Raw genomic sequence first — 216 nt, 5'->3', positions numbered from 1 at the left:
AGTTTGTACAGGATAGGCGGGAGCCATTGAAACCGGAGCGCTAGCTTCGGTGGAGGCGCTGGTGGGATACCGCCCTGACTGTATTGAAATTCTAACCTACGGGTCTTATCGCCCCGGGAGACAGTGTCAGGTGGGCAGTTTGACTGGGGCGGTCGCCTCCTAAAGTGTAACGGAGGCGCCCAAAGGTTCCCTCAGAATGGTTGGAAATCATTCGTA

Annotated in this window: 1 rRNA gene; it reads left to right on the top strand. The window is 55.6% G+C overall.

What is annotated here, in order from left to right:
* A 23S ribosomal RNA gene (locus MR113_RS28125) occupies positions 1-216 on the top strand; the annotation flags it as partial.

The organism is Bacillus cereus group sp. BfR-BA-01379 (assembly GCF_022663605.1).
GTDB classification, from domain to species: Bacteria; Bacillota; Bacilli; order Bacillales; family Bacillaceae_G; genus Bacillus_A; species Bacillus_A mobilis.
The sequence above is the reverse complement of the archived record's forward strand: the minus strand, read 5'-3'. Positions and strand labels throughout refer to the sequence as shown.